At 38.2% G+C, this 20,296-nt stretch carries 20 protein-coding genes; 6 read left to right on the top strand and 14 right to left on the bottom strand.

Features of this window, described 5'->3' with window-relative positions:
• Positions 1–89: 89 nt before the first annotated feature.
• The 3 genes from ABVM52_RS04900 to ABVM52_RS04890 all read left to right on the top strand — a co-directional run bounded on the left by ABVM52_RS04900 (position 90) and on the right by ABVM52_RS04890 (position 2,389).
• Complete coding sequence (locus ABVM52_RS04900) at positions 90–473, top strand: hypothetical protein (protein WP_116771073.1); 384 nt, start codon at positions 90–92, stop codon at positions 471–473.
• A gap of 123 nt (positions 474–596) precedes the next feature.
• On the top strand, positions 597–1,631 hold the full coding sequence (locus ABVM52_RS04895) for a sensor histidine kinase (RefSeq protein ID WP_405384277.1): 1,035 nt from the start codon (positions 597–599) through the stop codon (positions 1,629–1,631).
• Positions 1,628–2,389, top strand: a complete 762-nt coding sequence (locus ABVM52_RS04890; RefSeq protein WP_405384275.1) for a LytR/AlgR family response regulator transcription factor — start codon at positions 1,628–1,630, stop codon at positions 2,387–2,389. The genes ABVM52_RS04895 and ABVM52_RS04890 overlap by 4 nt, the downstream gene beginning before the upstream one ends.
• A 9-nt stretch (positions 2,390–2,398) precedes the next feature.
• Here the strand turns inward: ABVM52_RS04890 and ABVM52_RS04885 are convergent, their stop codons facing one another.
• The gene (locus ABVM52_RS04885; protein ID WP_405384273.1) at positions 2,399–2,920 is read right to left on the bottom strand and encodes a hypothetical protein; all 522 of its coding nucleotides are present in this window, start codon (positions 2,918–2,920) and stop codon (positions 2,399–2,401) included.
• A gap of 470 nt (positions 2,921–3,390) precedes the next feature.
• Positions 3,391–4,632, bottom strand: a complete 1,242-nt coding sequence (locus tag ABVM52_RS04880) for a DUF2130 domain-containing protein (RefSeq protein WP_405384271.1) — start codon at positions 4,630–4,632, stop codon at positions 3,391–3,393.
• Positions 4,633–4,807: 175 nt separating this feature from the next.
• On the opposite strand from ABVM52_RS04880, the gene ABVM52_RS04875 reads away from it, so the two are divergent.
• Entirely contained in the window at positions 4,808–4,942 is a 135-nt protein-coding gene (locus ABVM52_RS04875; protein WP_405384269.1) for a hypothetical protein, read from the top strand.
• Positions 4,943–4,947: 5 nt separating this feature from the next.
• Here ABVM52_RS04875 and ABVM52_RS04870 read toward each other — a convergent pair whose 3' ends face one another.
• From ABVM52_RS04870 to ABVM52_RS04835, 8 genes are all read right to left on the bottom strand, one after another.
• Positions 4,948–5,484, bottom strand: coding sequence for a DinB family protein (locus ABVM52_RS04870; RefSeq protein ID WP_405384267.1), 537 nt, complete (start codon positions 5,482–5,484; stop codon positions 4,948–4,950).
• 24 nt (positions 5,485–5,508) lie between these two features.
• Positions 5,509–5,685, bottom strand: coding sequence for a hypothetical protein (locus ABVM52_RS04865; protein WP_405384265.1), 177 nt, complete (start codon positions 5,683–5,685; stop codon positions 5,509–5,511).
• A 74-nt stretch (positions 5,686–5,759) separates the two neighbouring features.
• Complete coding sequence (locus ABVM52_RS04860) at positions 5,760–6,392, bottom strand: hypothetical protein (protein WP_405384263.1); 633 nt, start codon at positions 6,390–6,392, stop codon at positions 5,760–5,762.
• Positions 6,393–6,555: 163 nt separating this feature from the next.
• Positions 6,556–7,380 (bottom strand): hypothetical protein, encoded by an 825-nt coding sequence (locus ABVM52_RS04855; RefSeq protein ID WP_405384261.1) that lies wholly within the window; start codon positions 7,378–7,380, stop codon positions 6,556–6,558.
• Between the two features lie 378 nt (positions 7,381–7,758).
• On the bottom strand, positions 7,759–7,902 hold the full coding sequence (locus tag ABVM52_RS04850) for a hypothetical protein (protein ID WP_405384259.1): 144 nt from the start codon (positions 7,900–7,902) through the stop codon (positions 7,759–7,761).
• A gap of 241 nt (positions 7,903–8,143) precedes the next feature.
• On the bottom strand, positions 8,144–8,287 hold the full coding sequence (locus ABVM52_RS04845; RefSeq protein ID WP_276493697.1) for a hypothetical protein: 144 nt from the start codon (positions 8,285–8,287) through the stop codon (positions 8,144–8,146).
• Positions 8,288–8,397: 110 nt separating this feature from the next.
• Complete coding sequence (yidD, locus tag ABVM52_RS04840; protein WP_405384256.1) at positions 8,398–8,676, bottom strand: membrane protein insertion efficiency factor YidD; 279 nt, start codon at positions 8,674–8,676, stop codon at positions 8,398–8,400.
• Positions 8,677–8,907, bottom strand: coding sequence for a hypothetical protein (locus tag ABVM52_RS04835; RefSeq protein ID WP_405384254.1), 231 nt, complete (start codon positions 8,905–8,907; stop codon positions 8,677–8,679).
• 691 nt (positions 8,908–9,598) lie between these two features.
• On the opposite strand from ABVM52_RS04835, the gene ABVM52_RS04830 reads away from it, so the two are divergent.
• Together ABVM52_RS04830 and ABVM52_RS04825 are read left to right on the top strand one after the other, a co-directional pair.
• Positions 9,599–11,128, top strand: coding sequence for a hypothetical protein (locus ABVM52_RS04830; RefSeq protein ID WP_405384252.1), 1,530 nt, complete (start codon positions 9,599–9,601; stop codon positions 11,126–11,128).
• Positions 11,125–11,655, top strand: a complete 531-nt coding sequence (locus ABVM52_RS04825) for a YceI family protein (RefSeq protein WP_405384250.1) — start codon at positions 11,125–11,127, stop codon at positions 11,653–11,655. Before ABVM52_RS04830 ends, ABVM52_RS04825 begins: the two co-directional genes overlap by 4 nt.
• Positions 11,656–11,815: 160 nt before the next feature.
• Here the strand turns inward: ABVM52_RS04825 and ABVM52_RS04820 are convergent, their stop codons facing one another.
• The 4 genes from ABVM52_RS04820 to ABVM52_RS04805 form a co-directional block, all read right to left on the bottom strand.
• Positions 11,816–12,208 carry an endonuclease domain-containing protein gene (locus ABVM52_RS04820; protein WP_405384248.1) on the bottom strand — a complete coding sequence of 131 codons (393 nt, stop codon included), beginning with the start codon at positions 12,206–12,208 and terminating at the stop codon, positions 11,816–11,818.
• Between the two features lie 102 nt (positions 12,209–12,310).
• Positions 12,311–14,071: a serine hydrolase gene (locus tag ABVM52_RS04815; protein ID WP_405384246.1), complete on the bottom strand. Its 1,761-nt coding sequence runs from the start codon at positions 14,069–14,071 to the stop codon at positions 12,311–12,313.
• A gap of 273 nt (positions 14,072–14,344) precedes the next feature.
• Complete coding sequence (locus tag ABVM52_RS04810; protein WP_405384244.1) at positions 14,345–17,635, bottom strand: S41 family peptidase; 3,291 nt, start codon at positions 17,633–17,635, stop codon at positions 14,345–14,347.
• Between the two features lie 357 nt (positions 17,636–17,992).
• Positions 17,993–20,245, bottom strand: coding sequence for a glycoside hydrolase family 3 N-terminal domain-containing protein (locus tag ABVM52_RS04805; protein ID WP_405385099.1), 2,253 nt, complete (start codon positions 20,243–20,245; stop codon positions 17,993–17,995).
• Positions 20,246–20,296 lie beyond the last annotated feature (51 nt).

Below are 20,296 nucleotides of genomic sequence, written 5' to 3'. Positions count from 1 at the left end.
TTGGGTCATTAATATTATCCGAGAGCGGTATTGCTCAATATCTTTGGGGTATAGAAAAACAATTCTAAAAACTTAAAAATTATAAAATCATGAAAAACATTAAAATTTTATCAGCCGTGGTCGTAGTGGCCGTCACCTTTATATCATTTAAAGGAGTACAGAAACAAAAAGAAGCAGAGAAGGCAGAAATTACTGCTATTTTCGAAGATTGTAGTATTGATTTTGAAGCACAATTAAAAGCTTCTTTAGAAATGGGCAATTTAGACGCCAGTGAAATAGAAGTGGTAGAGATTGAAGAAGAAGTAAACCTAGGTTTTGACACCTTTGAATATTTACCCCTAGATTTTGATCCCTACGCAGGTGCCAATTTATCCGATATAGATTTTGAAATTTTTGAAGAGGAAGAAATAGTGGAATTAGGTTTTGATACAGCGGCATATTTACCTGCCGATTTTGATGCCTATGCACTTTAAGAAGTTAGTGTAGTTTAAATGTAAGTTGGTCTTTACTTAGTAAAGGCCGGCTTTTTTGCGTATTGCAAATTCAAAGTTATTATTACGGTATATTTGAGAAGTACCATTTAGAAAAGAGGTTATATGGCATTGACAAAGGTTAAACAGGGCGAAGTAGTTAAAACGGCCCTACTTATAGGTATTTTGGTATCACTGCCAAAAACAATCTATCTATATAATGGTATTATGGAGGGGAATTTAAACTTCTCTATGTCTTGGGTTACCGATTTTTTATATAGGTACCTATTCTTCTTTTGTTTTTCATGGTCGGTAATTCAGTTGAATGCCAATATAGATTATGATGCATTAAAATGGCCGCCAATAGTAAAGTGGCTATTGATATTGTTCATCAATGCTTTATCACTTTTTGCCGTAGTGAAAATCATAATAGCGGTTTATCCTTTGGTAAATGGTAGAACGTTGGATTCCCATGAAGAAGGCTGGGTCAATTTTACCTTTATAAATTTGTCCATAGTGCTATTTTTTATTGCCCGTTTATTGCGGGTAAGTACAGATAAGCAAGAAAGTAGAATAGAGAACGAGCAGTTAAAACAACAAAATTTAGAGAATGAACTTGCGGCTCTTAAAAACCAGATAGACCCACATTTCTTGTTCAATTCCTTAAACTCGTTATCCTCTTTAATACGAGAAAACGAAAAGGCGACACAATTTGTAAATAAGCTTTCTTACATGTACCGCTATATTCTGCAGAGTAGCGAAATCAATTTGGTACCTGTAAAAGACGAAGTAAAATTTTTACGTAGTTATATCTATTTGATGGAAACCCGGTATCGTGATCGCCTACGCATAGAGGTGCATATAGCTGAAGAACTGTTAGACCGTAAAGTACCACCTTTGGCATTGCAGTCATTGGTAGAAAATTCGGTAAAGCATAACGAAATATCATCTACCAACCCGTTGACCGTTAAAGTATATTCAGTAGAAAATTCATTATTCGTAGAAAACCCTATTCGTGCACGTACAACCATGGCAGAAGGTATGGGCACGGGGTTGTATAATTTAAAGAAGCGGTATTTACTTTTGCTAAAGAATGAAGTTAAGGTAAGTACCCAAAATGATATATTTAAAGTAGAATTGCCCTTAAACCGCCCGGCATGAAAGTAATTATTGTTGAAGATGAACTTGCTGCAAGTGATAACTTGGCATATTTGCTCTCTAAGATTGATCCCAATATAGAGATCGTTAAGGTGTTAGATACCGTTAAGGCCGCCGTACATTTTTTCAGTAACCCGTACGAAGGTGTTTTGGTGTTTATGGATATTCATTTGGCAGACGGTATATCTTTCGAAATTTTTGATCAGGTGACCATCAATATTCCTATCATATTCACTACCGCTTATGATCAATATGCGTTAAAGGCTTTTAAAGTAAATAGTATTGATTATCTGTTAAAACCCATTGATCAAGAAGAACTGTCTGATGCCTTGCAGCGCTTTAAGACCCAAAACCAAAAGCAAGGTATAGATGAGGCGCAAATGCAAAGTCTTTTGCATTTAATACAGACCAAGCCCAATAATTATAAACAGACATTTTTAGTTGGTATGGGTGAGCAGTTGATTCCTGTAAAAACTGCCGATATTGCCTATTTCTTTATAGATACGGGCGTTGTAAAAGCAGTTACGGTGAAAGGGCGTTCATATGTATTAGATGCCAAATTAGAGGAAGTGGAAGAGGCTTTGGACCCATCACTTTTCTATAGGGCCAACCGTCAATTTATTTTGCGTAGGGAAGCCATAGTTACCATAAAACTTCATTTCAATAGTAAATTATTGGTAGAGGTGCATCCGCCGTGTAGTGAGCGTATTATAGTGAGCAAGGCAAAGGCGTCGGACTTTAAAAGTTGGGTAGGTAGGTAGTAAGGTTTATTAGGGGATGGTGTCTATCTCATTTAATTTCCATACATCATCTTCATTCTTCACAAAAGAAAAAATATGTTGGGCACCATCAAAAAATGCAGTGGGTAGGGTCGTAGTTACCAGTATATGGGCATAGGTAACCCCATTGGTTTCTTCACTAGAAAAAATCGTTTCATTTTCCTGAAGGATGTTTATAAAGGTAGGATTGAACAAGATATCATAATCATTGGCGACAAAACTATCTATGGGAATATAAATAAGGTCTTTATAAATTTTAGAGTGCCAAAGCGAATCATTTTCTCGTAACAAGTTTATGTATTGCACTTCGGATGGCGTATTCTCCATACAATCATAACAACGAATGGTCTCCCCGGATGCCTTCTTAAAAGCTTCTTTATCCTCAGCCGCTAAATCAGATAAAAAGGAAGCCCATATAACAGAAACATCATCACCTGAATTTTTCTTTTCCTGTTGGCTTGAAAGGGAAGTGATCGTGAGTAGTAAGGCAACCAGAATGTGAGTCAGTTTCATAAGATGCTTTTTCTGCTTTTTCTGCTTTTTCATCAAAATATGTAACATTTTGCACAAAAATGATGCTTTGAAGTGTAAAAATCTATCAAAATTGTCCAAAAGATGCAAAAAAATATCTAGCGTAATATTACGAGTTTTATTTTAAAGATACCTCGGGCAGCAATTTCGGTAGTTTTATTAGCTGTGTATATTTAATATTCACCACTTCCGATTTATAAAGATGATCACATGGCTGAATTCCAAAGTAAAAAAAGCTTAGCGCCCAACGCTAAACGCAATGCGCGGCACGCCTAGCGCTAAATACAACATAAAAGAAGTTCATTGATATTAAGAACAATACAATAATCAACGAAGCGCGTGCAGCGAAAAGCGACCAGCGTGCAGCGAAAACGCACTAACTCACTATCAAACTATTTCTCTAACAAACTAGTTCACTATCACACTATTTCACTAACCCACTATATAACTAACTAATCATCAATCTCCGCATCCGGTAATTCTAGGATGGTAGAGGTAGAAAGGGAGTTTCCGGCAATACCTTTAATGGAGCCAAAAAGTACGTTGATATTCTCCTGTACGCCCCATATTTGCTTTTCGCGAACCGCAAAATTCTTGTAAGCGGCTTTCTTTTCGTAGTTCAATTGCTTGATCATAGAATCATAGTTTTCAATAATTCTATTAATGTTCTGTACAAACTCGTTACTGGTTAAGTAAGAGTACAGCAGTTCCATCTTTTCGCCCTTATTTTCATCCGAAGATTTAATGGATTGTGTTTTTAAGAGTAGCTCACGTAAAACGAGCGATACACTTTTTACTTCATTGAATCCGCAGATCCAAACACCGTTTTTCTCTCCAAAACGGTCCATATCGGGCGGAAAGGTCTCCGTGACAATCACAGCGATATCAGCCTTGCAATTGATTTGGTCCTGCTTTAGTTTATTGATCCAGTCGTTACTGAAATTTTTGGTACGCTTGCTCTCGTATACGATAGAACCGCAGGCCTGCTGAAGCGAGTTCACTACCGTTTGTATACAGTCCGCCCCACGAATACCCTTGCCCACTTCCTCAATAGTATCGAAGGGGTAGGTGTTGCGCAGTAATTCTTCTAATGCCAGTTCTTGAATTTCACCCTGCATTTGCATAGAACCTTGCTCTGCCTTCCGCTTCATCTCATCAATAAGCTTTTTTTGGTCGTCTAGCTGCTTTTGGTATTCTTTTTCTTTAAGCGCCATGGCTTCGCGCTCTTTCGCCTTGGCTTTTTCTTCGATGACCGATTGTTTCTCCAACAATTCTTTCTGCACGTTCATTTTAAGCTCTTCGGCTTTTTCCTTGAGTTCGTTCTCACGCTTTAAAAGGTCAATTTCTTGTGCACGTAGCGCCCTGTTCTCCTCTTTTTTTTTCTCGTTCTCTTGTTGCAATGCACGTAGCTGTTGCTCAAAAGATTCGTTGGTCTGCTTCTGTATTTTCTCCGACTCTTTGGCAAGTCGTTGCTCTAGCTTTGCCTTAAAAAGCTCGTTCTCTTTTTCTTTCTTTTTCTCGAACTCTTCTACCTCAAGCTCAAGCTTTTTACGTTCTTTATTGAACTTCTCTGCCTGTTCCGCCACTTTACGTTCGTATTCCGCCTTAAAATGAGCCTGCATTTTGCCGGACAAGGCTTCTTCCACATCAAACTCATGCGCACAATTGGGACACTTAATTTTATCTACCATCATTTATAAACTACCAAATTCAACCATAAAAATACAGAACCCTTGGTAAGCTTACAACGTTTAGCGGTACTCAAATGTAATGAGCCTGCACAATGCCCAAAATAGTACCAATTCCTGACAATCGTCATATCCTAGGTGGGCGGCCATACGTATTTTTAAATCCTTAAAAGTAGAAGTTATGAGGTTAGCACAACTACCCCTGGTAAATTGGAGCAATGGCGTAATCATGATCGTTATTTTTGCGGCCGTATGTATTACCCTTGTAGGTATTGTTCTTATGCTGATGAACGGCGATAAGAAAAAGCAAGAGTAGCCTTGCTATTGGTATAGCACGTATCTAGGCGGCACCAGGCCGTTTAGGCGCATGGAGACGAGCATCTGTGCCCTGTGGTGGGTAATGTGGTCTGCCAACAGCATACATATTTGCCTTTTTGAACGGTCCAGTCCAAAATAATCTAAATGATCATCTAAGGCTTTAGGGTCAAAATCTTGTAAAAGGGTAATGGCCTCTGTAAAGGTTTGGTCTATACGCACCATCATTTCCGCTTTGGTTTTATGGGCGGGTTTAAAAACGGTATCGGTTTGGTACACGCGAGCTTCACGACCCCCTAAGAGCGACTGGCTATGCCAATCTAGAGCAAAGCCAATATGCATTAAATTTTCTGCGAAACTCAAAGATTCTGGTGTGACTTTATAATCGTATTTTTCTTCGGGCATCATATCTGCCACGAGCAGTATATACTTGCGGGAGTTCTCTAGGCGTTCAATGGAATCTTCCAAAAATGCATTTTGCTGGGCAAGAAGTGGAGTTGTAGTAAATAGAATAAAGGAGAGTAGTATAATTGTTGTTTTCATAGGGATGGATAGCTTACGATAGTTTTACTCGTTTTTTTGCCTTTTGGAACTACGCACTATTTTATAAATTAAAAAAAGTGGAATTAACATGGGTAGCATACCCAAGGCATTTTTCTTATAAATGGAAGCCACCGTGCCAATGACAAAAATGGAGGCTAGAAAGCCGATCAATGCGGCATTGATCAATTGTTTTTTTCTCAATTTATTTTCTTTGATTTCTTGGTTATTGTAATTTGTTTCAGAGTATAATTATTTTTTCATTGATATTATTATTATTATCTAATGATTTTAATCAATTTTATATTTTTCTCTTTTGATTTTATAAAATTAAATTTTTCGTTTTCCCTTTCTAAAGTCCTGTCTATAATCATTATACTATCAGTTAGCTTCTTAACTTTCCACTGTTTCTCAACTTTATTAAACTCACTACGTAAGTTCATCCTAATAAATTCTGCCGTATTGTTTACGTCAATTTTTGATTTTGATTCTTGATAAAAATAATTGGTTAAAATAGTGTCTTCATCAATTTCATAAAGTGGTGGATATTGAAAATTCTCTATAGATACTCCTGGAGGCGCAGGTGGAAGAGGCGGTTTTTCAGTACTATCGTTAAAGAATAATGCATGATGCTGCTCTTCTATCCATATTCCATTTAGAAGTTCTCTGCTCCATTTCGCTCTTCTTTTTTCAATTTTTATTTCATAGTCTTTTTCAGAAATGAAAAGCCCTTCAAAACTATTATCATCTGTTTGTTTAATAGCAATTAATCGATTGTCAAATACTAAAATGTCGTTATTGTCAAAAGTTGCAATTCTCCATGGTAATTCTCTGTCGTTATATTCAAATACTGTGTATGTCGAATCTTTAAATGCTATTGTGAGCGTATCTTTTTCTTCAATAGAGTACATGTCAAAAGTGTTCCCTCGTAATTCATTCGCAATGTTAGTCCGTTCAACATTTTTTTTACAACTAAACACTATTAGGATTAGAAGTAAAACTCTTGTTGATTTATTCATTTTTGTAAGTAGGCGAGGACTAGTTATCAATTGTACACGGTGTTGTAAGTAGTTTTTATTCCGATATATTTTTAATAAAATTATAACAAAACCAACCATCCACATTTTTAAAAACTTGCGGTTTGGCTGTTACTCCATCTTTAGTAATTCCAATTCCGTCTGAGTAAGGTTCCAATGTTATTATTTTGACATAGTTAATTCTAAAGTTTTTTATTCCACTTGAAAAATAAATATGTTTGTTTGTCAATGCCACCATTCCAGATGCAATTGGAACTATATTAGTCGTTTTAACTGGATGACCTCTAAAACTACTAGTTCTATAATACACTCCTTTTGCTATTCGAAGACTTATTCCGTTTGAACTTCCTTCATATGTTGTTTTAATTCTTTGTTCGTATAATTCTACATTTTGGAATAGCCATATTAATTCTTCGCTTTTTTGAAATTTAAAGGGAAGATTTCCGTCTATATTTAATCTGTTTGAACTCGGCTCTCCATTCAGCAATTTTCTTAAAATAGAGGCTCTAACCATTTTGCCCAAACTATCATTCTTATTAAGTTGTTCTTGAGTAAGTTTAAAATGTTCCATATACTCGCCTAAAACATCCTCTTCTTTATCATCTAGAGTTCCATCATCAAGAAAATTAAGTAAATTGTCAGTAAACGTGTTTTCCATAATTTCTTCGAACTCGTTATATGGAATGAATGAATTATCAGCAATATTTTCTAATTCTACAATTTCTACAACTTCTGATTTATCAAAAAAGGAATTACTTTTTATTTTAATTAGTTCCCTGCCATTAAGATACTTTTCTTCACATTCTTTATGAAGTTTTTTAAAAATTCCAGCACTTTTTTGGCAATATAGACATTTCCCCATAGGTCTTTTTTAATTTACTTACTTACAACAATTGTATAAAGAAACTAGTGTTTATATTAAATAATATAAAAGAATATAGACACTAGCGATTTTAGCCATTTTATAAAAGTTTTCTGCGAAAGCGGTAGGGGAGTATACTTTACTTGGTACTGCAATATAAATAAGTTACGGTATATTTTCATACGGTTTTCCGTAATACTATCAGAAAAATTAATGGGTTGGTAACCATGGTGTGGGGTTGTTGTGTGGTTGAGGATTAGTACACCGTAGCACCCACCCCTTAATCCCCTCCCAAGAGGGGAGGTTTTCGTTTTTGTTTGCGGGTTTGTTTGTTGCTGTTTAAATGCACGACAAGTAAAACTTATCGTGCATATTTAATTATTTTCCTTTTGAGTTACCTTTCGATGTAGAAGAAGAACCTTTAGAATTTCCACTGGATTTACTTGGTGCGTTACTTCTTCCACCTCCAGATTTATTTCCGGTTGTACTTGGTGCATTTTTCATTCCGCTTGATTTAGCCATAATTGTCTGTTTTTGGATTTAATAATTGTTTATTCGTCCAGTAAGATGTTAATATCAAATTGAACTTATATCACAATATATAGAGTGTTTGGCGTATTCTCTTACAGGTTTCCGTAAAACAGTTAAAAAAATAATAAGGTTGGTAACCATGGTGTGGGGTAGTTTTGTAGTTGAGAATTAGTACACCGTAGCACCCACCCCTTAATCCCCTCCCGAGAGGGGAGATTTTCGTTAGGTGGTTTTATTCAATTTTTTGGTTTTCAGATTCTTTAACTCGTTTTATATACCCAGCTTTTTTCCCCATAGTATAACCAAGAAAAAAAACTGCTACTGGAACTAGAAGAATTAATATTACTTGTGGTGCTCCTATTGCTAATGTAATCATAGTTGATTTTTATTATAAAAGTTAGTATTCAATTTAAAAGAATGTTCAAAAGTTTATTTACGGGTTTCCGTTTGTTAAGGCAGTAGTTGTCGGTTTATTCAGATAAGCAATTATTTTAATCTTTCAGTAATATCATGTTCGTCGACTATAATTCCGGTTCTTAAAATCATTTTCCTTTTTCCAGTTGTATCATCTCTAAAAATATCAATTATAGGTTGACAATTTTTAATTCTAAAATTCAATTCCTTTAATCCGATGACTAGACCATGTGCTATAGTTTCATCATAAACATGATTCGAGCAAGATTTATTGAAAATACATTTTCTACGCTTATTTTTTGGTATGATTATCCAGTAAGTTTTAATTATTAATATGAGTAGATATTTCATCTATTTACTAAAAACGACCATTTGTTTTGTTGTTGAATAACCGGGTTTTCCGCCAAAACCAAAACATCCATTATCAGGACCTACATATGTAGAGACTCCCTCAAGTCTTATATAGTTCCAACCTTCTAATGCGTATTTGTTTATTAAAGCTTCTAATTGTTGTGCTACGTGGTTAGATGTGCCATTTTTGAATTCTATAGCTGCTACAAAGGGTACTACTTTATACTTCATATTTTTTATTTTTATTACTGCTAACAAATTAAAGAAGCTTAAAGTTCATTTGCTTACGGGTTTCCGTAAAACTGGCAGAAAAATATAATGGGTGTAAAGAGAATATAACGAGCTACGTTTGTAGTTAAAACCAGTACACCGTAGCACCCACCCCTCAATCCCCTCCCAAGAGGGGAGGTTTTCGTTTTTGATTGCGGTTTTGTTGGTTTGTTTGAGAGATTGGGTTTTTAAATATCACCGCGAATGCTTTATCTAAAAAGTTTATCTAAGTCAGAATCTATTCCCCTCCTCGGAGGGGCTAGGGGTGGGTCCATTTGAGTTAGAATTTTGAATACAATCTTCATCACCCGTAGTACCCACCCCTTTGGTCCTCTCCCAAGAGGGGAGAGTTCCGTTTTTGTTTGTGGATTTGTTGGTGGTTGGGGAGCTGCGTTTTTAAAAGAGTTATTTCGTCTGTTTTATTTAAAAGGTCTAATAGTGGTCAGAAACTATTCCCCTCCTCGGAGGGGCTAGGGGTGGGTTCTTTTGAGTTAGCGTGTGTAATGAAACCTTCTTCACCAGATTCTTGAACAAATTACTTTACCGAAAAATTGGCTTTTTCTACCATTTGCAATGTTTTCTGAACGATACATGAAATTTTGATTTAAAAATTTTACTATGAATCGTAAATTAATAGTTCAACCATCACATTATGAGAACATTATATCGAGTGCTGCTGACTTGTATAGCACTAACAACCTTGTTTGGTTTTATGACCGTTACTATCGATATTCCAAAACCTTACATTAAAAAATATCTTGAAGGAGTGTATGTGCCGTTGGCAGATAGTACAATCAGAATAAACTACGTGCCAGAAGATCAGTATGAAAAACTGGCAACCCAAGAAATATATAAATCTTACCATGTATATCTACCAGGAAGAGAACCTGAGGGATATTATGAGAGCTTATCACAATTAGAGCCAGAAGTAGTATTCAATGAAGATGAATTGACCTCTAATGAAGATTGGGTAAAAGCGGGAGAATTGGTTTTTGATTATAGCTTATCGCTACGCCCTTTAGACTCCGCTTTTCTAACAAGGTTGACTTTATTGCACGATAAAGAAAAGTTACCGGTTGGTAAAGACGGTATTATTCCATTTTATAAATTGGTAGTTCCGGAAAAAGGGGTGTTACTAATAACAGGGCGTTCTTGCGTTATGTGCCATACTAAAGTAATGCCCGATAGTTCTATAATTAAAGGCGCACAAGGCAATTTTCCTTTCGATCCCGATTTTGCGGAAGATTTAAGAGGTTTATTAGATAATGCTCGAAGTCATAATGTTCCTCAAGAACAAATTATGCAGGGACTCTTAGGAGATAAAATGTTTCTATTTGGAGCACCGTGGATCAAATCTGTGGCACAGCAACGATTAATGGATATGTCTCCCGAAGATTTTATAGAGAATATTGATAGAGCCTCTAGCGGTGTAGTACATAGGCATGGTACAAATATTGGAACACCGGCCAGTATACCAGATCTATATAATTTACAGGATAGGAAGTACTTGGATCATACGGGGCTCATGCGCCATAGATCGATCGAAGATCTAATGTTGTATGCCACATTTAACGAAGAAACCGATTTTATGAGCAAGTACAATAAATACAACATGCTGCGCCCTTGGCCCAATGAGCAAGAAAATCCGATGCAGGCGGGTAGGCGATACTCCGACGCACAGTTGTATGCCCTTGCCAAATATATTTATAGTTTAAACGCACCCAAAAACCCTATTTCACAACCCGAAGAACTAGTGAACAAAGGGCAGCGTATTTTTGCTGAAGAAGGTTGTGTTACTTGCCACGCTCCACCATATTTTTCCAATAATATGTTATTGCCGGTAGATGGTTTTACGTTTCCTAAATCATATAAAAACAGGCTTGATATTTTTGATATATCTGTAGGTACCGATCCGCAATTGGCAATGAGTACCAGGCGTGGAACAGGGTTTTACAAGGTGCCATCTTTAATTGGTGTTTGGAATAGGCAGGCCTTGCTACATGATGGTAGTATTACCAGTTTAGAAGAACTGCTGAGCAAAGAGCGTTTACAGGATGATTTTGAACGCACAGGGTATAACGCAACCTATAATACAAGTCAAAAAGTTGAAGGCCATCCATTTGGGTTAGAACTTTCTTCCGAAAATAAACAAGCATTAATTGCCTACGTCAACAGTCTATGAAAAGCAGCTATTTTACATTGATATTTATTGTTCTATGTAGTGGTTCCGTTATTGCACAAAAACTGGTGCTGGAAGAAGCCACTGTAAATTTTAAGGTTAAGAATGCAGGATTTTGGGTAAACGGATATTTTGATGATGTAAAGGCGGAAATGGAATTACAACAATCGAAATGCAGAATCAAAAAACTGAACGGAAAGTTAAAAGTAGCTTCTATACACACAGGTATTTCCCTTAGGGATGAACACCTCATAAATGATGATTATTTCGATATAGAACAGTATCCAGAAATCTCGTTGGAATTGCTTTACTGTGAAGCCCAAAACGGAAAGTCTTTAGATACGGTGTTTAAATTGATTATAAAAAATGTAGAACAGGAAATACATATTCCATTAACTATGGAGCGTGACTTAAATAGAATACTTATATCAGCGGATTTTGAAATTAATAGACAAGATTTTGGTATTGGCGGAGACAGTCTTACACTAGCGAACGAAGTCTTGGTAAGTATTGCTGCATCTTTTAAGTGAGCTATTTGATTTTGAGAAGTATTTTTAGAATATGTGAGAACGGCGTTTAGAATTTACCCACCCCTTAATCCCCTCCCGAGAGGGGAGGTTTTCGTTTTGTTTGTGAGTTTGTTGGTTGCTTTTGGGTTGCGTTTTTAGAATGCCGGCGCTCGCCCCGACCCTAAAGGGTGCCCGCGCGCAATATTGAGTTAATGTGGTCAATTAGTGTGTCAAATTCATTCGTTACTTGATTATTTGTAAATCTTATTTCTGAAATACCAATATCTTTTAGATACATTGTTCTTTCTTTATCTTTTTCTATTTGTTCTGGTTTTAAATGGTAACCACCATCAATTTCAATGGATAACTTTAATTTATGACAATAGAAATCTAGAACATAACATGCAATAGGGTGTTGCCTTCTAAACTTGAAACCTTGTGGTTTGGTTTTAAGATAATTCCATAGAATACATTCTGTTTCAGTCATAGAAGCTCTCAGTTTTGCGGCATTTCTAAATACCGTAGGTGTTGCTCCATGATGCATTCCAGATATATTTGTTTTATTTTTTTTCATTCCTCTATTGTAGAAAATCCACCCTTTAGGGTTGGGGCAAGATTTTCGGGCTTCTTATATTGATGATAAGGCGCCTACGTTCTAAAACGAAACAATCTCACCTTACTCCACTTTTTTCCCTTCCATTTCCTGACCGTTTTGAAATAGGGTTAAACTTTCAATTTCACCGTTTTCTCCTTTGTTAAAGGTGAGTTGGGCTTCCACTTCTTTTAAGTAAAAGGTGTCTTTTGATTTTGCAAAAATATTGAACATGGGTTGCCCCGTTGCTTGGGCTTTTAGTTGCTTACCTTCTTTAGTTATCGTAATTTTAAATGTAGGCATTAATTCGTATACGCCTAAATAACTTTCTAAAAGTGCGTCTGGAACGTTAAACTCTTTGGTGAGACTACTGGTATCTACACCATGTTTTTTCAAAATTTCTATCGCATTTATATTTGCGGGATTCATCTCTACCGACTTTTTGTAGTTCTGTATAGCACCTTCGTTATCGCCAGATTTCATTAAAGCTTCGGCATAGCTGTCATAGACATTGGCCGACTTTGGGTAGGACTCCATATTCAGTTTAAAAACTTGAATAGCCTCTTGTATTTTGTCGGTCATTAATAGTTGATAACCAGCTTGGTTCATATCATTTTCATTGACATTATAATCTTCATTGTCTTTATTCTTTTTGAAAAATGTTACCCCGGCATCAATACCTTTCGTTGCTATAATTTCTAATAGTTTAGAAGCTAAGGGAGCTTTAGGGTCGTCGTAACTTTTATCGTTTATAATACCAAGAATAGATCGTGTTATTTGACCTAGTGGAGCTCCGCCGGTATTATTTAAAAGCACGACCAATGATTGGTCTGAAACTGACCTGTAAATCTGTGTATTGAATCCGTTAATACCGCCGCCATGGGCAATTACAGCGATACTATCGGTTGTATTGCCTAAGGCTTCATTGCCTACCATCCACCCATAAGCATAGTGAAAACTACCAAATGCAGGTATGTAAGGTTTAAAATACATCTCCATGTATTTTTGGGGCAGTAATTTGTTGGTATATAAGGCCTGGTCCCACAGGTACAAATCTTCTACGGTTGCATATAACGATCCTGCCGCATAGGGTATGGACATATCCAAGTAAGGGGAATTTACAAATGCGTTACCGTTTTTCTCATAGCCTGTAGCTCTATTTTTTAAGATATTGGAATGATGGTCAAACCCGGAGTCTTTCATTCCTACCGGAGAAAATATCTTCTCATTTAGCATTTCTTCATACGTTTTGCCGGATAGTTTTTCTATTAGCACGCCCAATAAAAAGTATCCGGAATTACTGTAATTAAAGTTTTCGCCAGGAGAAAACTGAAGTTCCATATCCTGAAACTTTTTTGTAAACTCTTCCGTAGTGTAAGGATTACGACTTTCTTCTTCAAAAAACTTAGGGAAGGCGGTATAGTTTGGTATTCCAGAGGTATGGGTCAATAAATGGTGGGTGGTAATTTTGTCTCCGTTTTTTTTTGGATAATTGGGCAAGTAGGTGGTTATAGGTGCCTGTAGGTCTAGTTTTCCTTCGGCAGCCAATTGTAGAATAAGCATGGCGGTAAATTGCTTGGTTATTGAACCTAGCCTATGTTTGGTATTGGGGCTGTTGGGAATGTCCCATTCCATATTTGCCATACCGTAACCTTTTTTAATAATGACCTCACCATCTGTGGCAACTAGAGCAGAGCCATTGAATTCCCCATAAGATTTATATTGATTTAGAAGTGCATCTATCTTTTTAGCTTTTGTTTGCCCAAATGTCATAGTGCTAGTACAAAGCAAGATAGATAGGCAGAAAAGAATAGCGTAGTTGTAACTGTGATGTAGTGATTTCATAATTTGCTTTTTTTGATTGAATGGTTAAAATGGTCTTGTAAAAGAATAGGATACGAGGTATTCTTTCATGAAAATAGCATGCTAAAGTGTTAGGGGAGTGTACTTTACTAGTCTATTGCAAGATACAGAAGTTTGCGGTATAATATTGTTTGTTGCTGAAATTCAGCAACAAACAGAAATTTATTTTAAAAATGAGGATGTCTTACTTTAGATAGGAACTTCATATCTACTTGAAGTTCCTATCGTTTTTAATTATCCGCTAACCTATTTGTATTAATTACGGTTATTGTCAAAAGATTTGTCCGGGTAGGCCGGTGGTGCAGGGACTTCCCTTGGGTCTTCTTTTATCTGTTTTTTAAGAAGTTCAATGGCGGCATCTAATTGGGCATCTTCCCCGTTAAATGTAGCATGGGGTAAGTTGTCCACTACAATATCAGGTTCAAAGCCGTGGCCTTCTATGATCCACTCGCCATTTTCACTATAAACCCCCAGCATTGGCGCCCTGGCCAGTCCGTTATCACTCAAACGGTTACTGCTGTCCAACCAAATTTCGCCGCCCCAGGTACGGGTACCAATAGTGGTGCCAAGCCCCAACTTCTTAAAGCCATCTGCAAAGGCCTCTCCGTCAGAATAAGTATTTTCGTTTACCAGTACTACAATGTGCCCCCTAAAGGCATAGGGCATGTTCCAGAATGGTTCGCCAGCTCTGCCTTTCCAATACATCCATGCTTTTCGCAGCAATTTTTCAAGCACAAAACTGTCAATATTGCCTCCAAAATTATACCGCACGTCCACGATCAATCCAGCCTTATTAAAGACGGGGTAAAACTCCCTGTAAAACTGACTAATATCATTGCTGCCCATGGCCCGTAGATGAAGGTAGCCAATTTCTTGATTTCCTTTTTCCTCTACCTTTAACCTATTGCGATATTCCCAATCTCTATAGCGTAGATTATAGGCGTTATTGATAGGTTTTACAATGATGTCTCTAGCAATGGTATTACGTAAAAGGGTCAACCGTACCTGTTTACCGGCCTGGTTCCTTATCAGTTCGCCCATATCCAATGTGGTAAGTGCCTCTTTTCCGTTAACATGGGTAATAACGTCCCCAACTCGTACGTCTAGATAAGGATCGTCCAATGGCGATTTTTCATCGGGATAATCTGGATCCGCTTTATAGATATAGGTGATAACGAAACCTTTTTGTGTTTCGCTCCTACTGAATTCGGCCCCTAAACTGGCTACGCCTATTTTGTTGTCATCGGTTCTTTCGTCACCGCCCCTAACACTGGTATGTAGCGCAGAAAGTTCGCCTACAAACCTACCTATAAGGTCAGATAGTTCATTACGCGTAGTCACCCGATCTACCAGCGGTAGGTATTTGGCATGCATGGCGTCCCAATCAACACCATGCATATTCTTATCATAAAAATAATCGCGTTCCATACGCCATGCATCGGTAAAGATTTGTTTCCAGTCTTCCTTGGGTACAATAGGGAATTTCCAGTTACTCAAATTTATTTGGCTTTTTGAAAGGTCGTTCACTTCTGCCGTACCGGCATCTATCATATATAATTTTTTTCCTTTGGTAAGCAGTAATTTTTTTCCATTAGCGGTAAGCTCAAACCCATTAATGTCCTTCGCCATGGTTTTTATTTTAATGTCTTCATTGCCAATATTTATAAAGGATAAGTGGCTTTTTGCCTTTACCCCGGTTTCTTTGGCCATGAGGTACAACGCTTTGTCGGTAACCTCAAGGGAAGTATAATTACCGGGAGACACGGGTACTTCCATCATTCTCTCCATGATACCCTCACGGTCTATTTGCACAGTAATTTTGGTAGGCTCATCCGCATTTTTTTCCTTTTTCTTTTTGTTGTATTTGCTGGCCGGTTCTTCTTTTGGCTCCTCTTCTACAAGTTCATCATCTTCCCTGAACGGGGAACGGATTCCTTTTTTTAAGGCTACATGATATATTTTTTCGCTAGCGTCAAAATAGGGTTCCGGTTGTCTGGGTCCCCAAGGACTGCCCACTAAAGAGGTAAAACTTCTATCCGATAGAAAATATATAAATTTCCCATCTGGGCTCCATTTTGGATTAAAACTGTTGGCCCTATCCGTAGTAAGGTTAAATTGTTCCCCTGTCTTAACATTGTATATTTTTATTTGTGCCATGGTATTCTTGGCATATTGAACAAATGCCAACCAGGAATTGTCCGGTGACCATGCAAAGCCTCCAATGCCCTCTTGATTGGTGGAGATTTTGGTGCTGGTTCCGTTAGATATATTAAGCACATATAAATTGTTTTCCAGGTCATTATAGGCCAAATATTTACCATCCGTGGAAGGAAGTCCCCCAAAACGTAGAATACTGCCATCACCGGTTATCGTTTTTTCTTCTCCCTGTCCATTAGCGGGCATGCTTACAAACTCAAATTCACCCGATTTGTCCGATAAGGCATAGACGCTAGATCCATCATGGGAAAATACGGCATCGCGATACCGAACACCCTTTTGTTCCGTAAAGGAAACGAACCTGCCGGATTTTACGGGCGCTACAAATACTCTGCCCCTAGCGGTAATAACAATACGTTCTCCTTCTGGATTTGGGTGAACGGCCGTAATATATTGAGCAGGGTTGTCATCCCACTTTTGGCGTAACTGGTCTAGATCGGATACCAATTTTATGTTTATTTTTTTGGATGTCTTATTTTCAATATTATAATGCCAAAGATCCGCGGCCATTTGGTAGACAAGGTTTCCGTTAGAGATACTGGCTGCACGTACATCAAAATCCTTATGATTGGTATGCTGTTGTAGGTCATCGCCATTTTCTGTCATGGACCAAATATTCATCATACCGTCCCTATCGGAAATAAAATACACTCTGCCGTTATACCACATGGGGTGGTGACTTTCGCCCAGATACGTTGTAGTCAATTTTACGGCCTCTTTTGAGCCTTCGGTAAATTTATAAAGTTGTCTGGCAGTGCCGCCCTTATACCTTTTGGTTACATTTCTATGGTAAGCTGGCCTTACAAAATAGACCGTTTTACCACTTGCGTCATACGTGGCCTCACTAGCTTGTGCCAAAGGAATTCTTTTCTTTTGTTTGGTCTTAGGATGTATGGAAACCAATTGGTTGTCAGGGACTTTGGAATAGGCACGGGTATGGTAGACCACTTCTCCATTTGGGGTCCAAGTATTGGTGTAAGAAGCATCTCTTTCATAGGTCCATCGAATTGGTAGGCCACCTTCCATGGGCATGGTGTAGACCTCTATTGGCCCTTCATAACTGGCAGAAAAAGCTATGGTTTTACCATCTGGGGAAATGGTTGGGAAATTTTCCTCTTCAGGATGTGTGGTAAGTCGTTGGGCCAGTCCACCGTTTAAACCTACTTTCCAAAGGTCTCCTTCCGCGGCGAAAATAATTGTGTTTTCATGTAATGCTGGATTCCGGTAATACCCTTCAAAACCTTGAGCAAGACAACTTGTAAAGGATAAGAGGGAAATGATGGCCAGTAAAATGAGTTGTGGTGTTTTTAGATGGTGTAATGTGCCCATAGAAAAGGAGTTTTTGATTGTTAGGATGTATTATGGTGCCTAAGGCGGATAATAATTATACTATAATAGCGCTATTGAAGTTCTTGCTTTTTAATACAAAACTGTCCATAAAAGCGGAAGAGGGAATACGCTGGCTGTTCTAGGACAAGATACTAATATCACCTAGAAAATCTGTTATTAAAATTCATAATGATTTCATTAGCGGTGTATGGAACTTTACAATAGGTCGATAAATGAATGAATAGCGATTAATTATTCATATGGTAAGGGCAGTTAAAAATAGGATAGGGCGTAACCAAAATAAAAAAGCCCCGGTAAAAAATATCTACCGAGGCTTCAGGTTGCAAGTTGAGCGATTTATTTATATTTCTTTACTCTTGCATCGTTAATTATGCCGTTCCAATTTAATCCATAGGCAAAATCATATGTATTGCCATCTGCATCGGTATATGGTTTCATATCCCTTGGTACATCTTCAAATTGTGCCTCTACGGTCAACATGTCCGCAGGCATTTGAAAAGGCAGTAGGGCAGAGGGTTCCGCGGCACCTGTAATGATTTCCATTAATGCTTGGTCCTGCACGCCCATATGCACCAAAATGGAAGAAGCATTGGGCTCAATTTCAGCGAAAACCATTGGTTTTGATACCTTGACCGATACAATAACAGGTTTATCGCCCATTTTAGCCTTGGTATCGTTCACTAGATCCATATCCGTAGTATTGATGGTAGTGACCGATTTTCCTTTGTACGAACGGTTGGTAAAATCCTCCAGCGGACTACCACCGGCCAAACTGACCTCCCGTGCGGTATCTGCGGTATAATCGCCATATTGTAAATTGATCGGTACATAACCATTTCCTCCCTTTTCCAAGTCGGCGCTATCATACCCTACTCCACCATCTGGACTATGAATACCAACCAAAGCAAAATCCGCTTCTTCCGGAGTGTTTACAACATCAAAATATTTAGCGACCACCTCCATATTAAAGGCGTCTACCGTTTTTGGCTCTGAGGTGATCCCCCACCAATTTGTACTAGGGGCCACATAGCGCTGTGGTACGTATACCTTCATTTTTTCCTTAAGCGGTAACGTCTTGTTGTGGTTTTTAAGCATTACGATGGACTTTAATTGTGCATCGTACCCTGCTTTCATATACTCGCTATTACCTACAATTTTAGTGGTTTCCGCTACATCTAAATACGGATTTTCAAAAAGTCCCACTCTAAATATATTGGTCAATAAACGAACTGCGGACTCTTCAAAACGGGCACGCATTGCCGTTTCACCTAGTTCAGCAACCCCTAATTTATAAGCCTCTAAAACAGGTCCCATATCATTATTGCCTCCAAACTGATCCATTCCTGCTGCGATAGCCTTGTAATGGCGTTCAGCAACGGTTAAATTCTCTACACCAAAAGGTTTGCCTTCAAATTTAGATACAGAAGTCATATCTCTTGTAATGCCCCAATCGGTACACAATACACCTTCATAGCCGTATTTACCTCTTAGAACATCGGTGATTAAATATTTATTATACCCATTGGCTACCTTTTCTCCTTCGCCATCAGAAATGGTATAGTACGGCATAACGGCAGCCGCCATTTTAGTAGGGCCATCTAGTTTAAAAGCACCTTCGGTAAATGGTTTCATGTGGTCCGAAATATTTTTGCCAGGGTAAACTGCATATGCGCCGTAGCCAAAATGTCCATCACGGCCGCCTTCTTCGGGTCCGCCACCAGGCCAGTGTTTTACCATGGCATTCACACTATGCATGCCCCAATCACCACCATTGGTAGACTGAAAACCATCTACATAGGCACGGGCAAGGTCCGTAGCCAAATCCGGGTCTTCGCCCATGGTGCCATCAAAGCGGCTCCAACGCGGTTCTGTGGCTAGGTCTATTTGTGGCGATAAGGCCGTGGCAATACCAAGTGCCCTATATTCGGTAGAGCCAATTTCGCCAAATTGTTTCATTAGTTCAGGATCAAAGGTAGCCGCTATTCCCAGAGTACCGGGCCACATGGAAATATCCCCACCGGCGCCGGCATTAAATTCCGCATAGGAATCACTACCGTGTCTTGGATCAGAGCTGGTATTCACCGGAATGCCTAAATATAATCCTTCGGCAAAGGCTTGTGCGTTATTGTTCCATTGCGCCGCCACTGCGGGACTCTCTACCGAGGTGATCAATACATGCCGTAAATGATCATCCTTTAAAAATTTCTTTTGTTCGTCAGAAAGGTCACTGGCATTGGCACCACTTTCTGGAAATGGTTTACCTTTATATGTAGAAGAACCAAATCCACGGCTTCTACCAGGAAGGGATTGGTGTGAACTGTACAGCATTAATCCCGCGATATCTTCAAGACTCATTTTCCCTGCCAAATCTTTTGCGCGCTCGGCTACTGGCAAGCGCCAGTCCTCATAATCGTCAAGAGCTCCATTTTTGTTCAAATCCTTAAAGGCATACCTGTCCTTCGTTAAAATGGTTACCCCAGATGTGTTGGAATATCCTAATGTGGCACCATCTTCATTAGAGACAATGATAATATTTTCTTTGACCTCGGTAGTATATTTTTCACCACACCCGGTTAGGATTACACCCATTAGCAGGGAGGTCATGATTTTTAGATTAATACTATTTTTCATATTGTCATT

It is taken from the genome of Maribacter sp. LLG6340-A2, from assembly GCF_045057105.1.
In the GTDB taxonomy this organism is placed as follows: domain Bacteria; phylum Bacteroidota; class Bacteroidia; order Flavobacteriales; family Flavobacteriaceae; genus Maribacter.
Note: the sequence above shows the minus strand (reverse complement) of the source record. Positions and strands in the feature narration are given on the sequence as shown.